3 protein-coding genes are annotated in these 2,637 nt (G+C 55.4%); all 3 read right to left on the bottom strand.

All coding sequences use genetic code 11. The annotated features are described in order from the left end of the window. Nucleotides 1–22: 22 nt before the first annotated feature. Nucleotides 23–769: an ABC transporter ATP-binding protein gene (locus ACXJJC_RS07785; protein WP_456370753.1), complete on the bottom strand. Its 747-nt coding sequence runs from the start codon at nucleotides 767–769 to the stop codon at nucleotides 23–25. Then, on the bottom strand, nucleotides 766–1,869 hold the full coding sequence (locus ACXJJC_RS07780) for a FecCD family ABC transporter permease (protein WP_456370751.1): 1,104 nt from the start codon (nucleotides 1,867–1,869) through the stop codon (nucleotides 766–768). Before ACXJJC_RS07780 ends, ACXJJC_RS07785 begins: the two co-directional genes overlap by 4 nt. Beyond that, on the bottom strand, nucleotides 1,775–2,637 hold an 863-nt coding region (locus ACXJJC_RS07775; RefSeq protein ID WP_456370750.1), incomplete at its 5' end, for an iron ABC transporter substrate-binding protein. The genes ACXJJC_RS07775 and ACXJJC_RS07780, both read right to left, overlap by 95 nt.

The following is a 2,637-nucleotide window of genomic DNA, read 5'->3' as shown; positions in this document are numbered from 1 at the left end:
GCTCGAGACTTTAAAGGTATTCTCACTTCGGGAAGATTGCAATTCTGCCGTTCACCTCGTGCACCTCGACCTCCATGCCGTAAACCTCACCTATCGTCTCGGCGGTCAGCATTTCACGCCCACCAACTCCGCAGATTCTCCCGTCCCTTACCATAACTATCCTGTCCGCGTACATTCCAGCGATCGTGAGGTCGTGAGTGGTGATCACAGCCGAAATTTCCCTCACCCTCACGAGTTTTGTGAGCAGTCTCATCACCTCGTGCTGACTCCTTATGTCCAGATTGTTCGTCGGTTCGTCCAGCAGCAGCACCCTGGGCTCCTGTGCCATCGCTCTGGCTATTGCCACCTTTTGCAGCTCTCCCCCACTGAGTTCCGTGAGTTTTCTCGCTGCCAGTCCATCAATGCCGAGCTCCCTCATGACACTCTCCACAACCTCCAGGTCCCTCTCTCCGACACCTGCTTCAATGTAGGGCTTTCTCCCAAGCAGCACGGCGTCGAAAACTGTAAGAGGTGGTGATTCCGTCCTCTGCGGCACGTACGCAATTTTTTTCGCAATTTGGTCTGGTCCAGACCTCAACACGTCAAGATTTTCAACGTAAACAGCTCCCTCAGGCCTCAGAATTCCGGCGATGCACCTCAGGAGTGTCGTCTTCCCGCTTCCGTTCGGGCCAAGAATGAACGTGACCTCCCCTCTTCCAACCACGAGGTCCACCCTCTCCAGCACAGGGAAGCCGTTGTAGGAGAATGAGACGTTCTCCAGCCGTATCATCTTCCCCCTCCCCTCAGTAGAATGTAGATGAAAAGTGGCGCCCCTACGAAGGAGGTGACTATCCCCACGGGAAGTATCACCGGAGAGAGAACCATCCTGCCAAAGGTGTCTGCCGTCAGAAGCAGGAATGAGCCAAAGATTGCGCTCAGCGGCACGAGGAACCTGTAGTCGCTTCCAATGGCCATCCTGATTATGTGGGGAGAGATCAGGCCGATAAAACCAACGATTCCGGCAAAGGCTGTGGAGACCGCGGTTAAAAACGCTGCTGCGAGCATTCCCGTGAGTCTGACCCTCTCCGGATTGGTTCCCAAGGAGACAGCGGTCTCATCCCCCATAAGGAGTGCGTTGTAGTCCCATCTTCGCGCGTAGAAGTAGGGGAATATCAGGAGGAATGAGAAGGCCATGATCCATATCTCGCTCCACCCGGTCCGCCCCATATCGCCGAACGTCCAGAAAACCGCATAGGCAACGAGAACCTCGTTTTCGGCAAAGTACTGGAGGAGCATTGTCGATGCTGAGAAAAGGGAGGCCATGGCCACGCCGGCGAGCACCATCGCCTCGGGGCTCATTCTCCTCAGCCTCGCAAGCAGGAGTATCACGGTAACGCTGATCAGCGAGCCGAGAAAGGCGAATAGCGTGACGAGGTAGGGGTTGAGGAACGTCACGCCCTCTCCCGCGCGGTGCGTCAGACCTGCTCCGAGGTAGAGTATCGCAAAACTCGCCCCGAAGGCTGCTCCGTGGGAGATGCCAAGGGTGAACGAGGATGCCAGAGGGTTGCGCAGTATGCACTGCATGACCGCCCCGCTAACAGCGAGGCTCGCTCCGGCTATAACGGCGGTTGCGACTCTGGGAAGCCTGATGTTCCAGAAAACCACGTTTCCCGACAGAACATCTTCAAGTGAGACCCGGTATGAACCGAGGAGGAGAGATAAAAAATGGAGATTGTCAGGGCTGAGCTTACCACAACTCCCAGAGTCAGCCTCTTCCTCACCAGCTCCTGGTAGCTCATGTGAACTCTCCGGAGATTTCTCCAAACCCTCCGTAGTAGCCTGCGAGCTCGCTGTAAAGCTCCCTGCCGACGAAGAACCTGAACACCTCATCGGCCTTCTTCACCGGATCTATGTCCGAGAACTGCTCCGGGTAAAGCACCTTCCCCATGTAATAGGCATCGGCAATTGCTATCTCCACGTTGGTCCAGTAGTAGTTGAACGGAAGGATGCCGTAAACTCTTCCCTCCCTGAAGGCCTTCAACTCCCTGTAGAAACCCGGATTCTTCTGGTAGTCTGCCTTAACGAGTTCGAGATTGGACAGGTCTATGAAAATTACGTCAGGATCCCACTCTGCGAGTTTCTCCTTGTCTATGAACACTGCTCCGCTCATGTTCACCTCGCAAGCAACGTTTCTCGCCTTCAGGACCGTCAGCGGTGCGAAGCTGCACTGGGTGGACTCTATCCCGTGCCCGCCCTTGTAGCTAATCCCTCCCACGTAAACTCTCGGGCTTTCTCCAGCCTTTTCAGCCCGGGACGACAGGTCCTCAACTGCACTTTCTATGAACGAAATGACCTCCTCTGCCCTCTCCTCCTTTCCAAGTATCCTGCCCATGAGTCTCAGAGAGTCAAGGAGAGTTTCGTCATCAAAGCTGCCCAGCTTTCCGTAGCTCACGACGACTGCGGGAATGCCCGTTTTCTGCTGAATTTCTTCTGCAATTTCTGGGTATGCCGAGACGAAGACCACGTCTGGCTTCAGCTCAGCCAGCTTTTCGTAGTTCGGCGATGGATACGGTCCTCCCCTACCAATCACCGGCCTTTCGGCAAGTTCGGGGTGAGCCATCCTGTAGGGTCTGCCCATCTCACCCCACATCGTCTCGG

The organism is Geoglobus sp. (assembly GCF_054018175.1).
This window is presented reverse-complemented; position numbering and strand designations above follow the sequence as displayed.

Excerpts from the sequence above, each read along its gene's own strand:
- ACXJJC_RS07785 (WP_456370753.1), bottom strand. The coding sequence starts at position 769 with ATGATACGGCTGGAGAACGTCTCATTCTCCTACAACGGCTTCCCTGTG.
- ACXJJC_RS07780 (WP_456370751.1), bottom strand. The coding sequence starts at position 1,869 with ATGAGGTGTTCAGGTTCTTCGTCGGCAGGGAGCTTTACAGCGAGCTCG.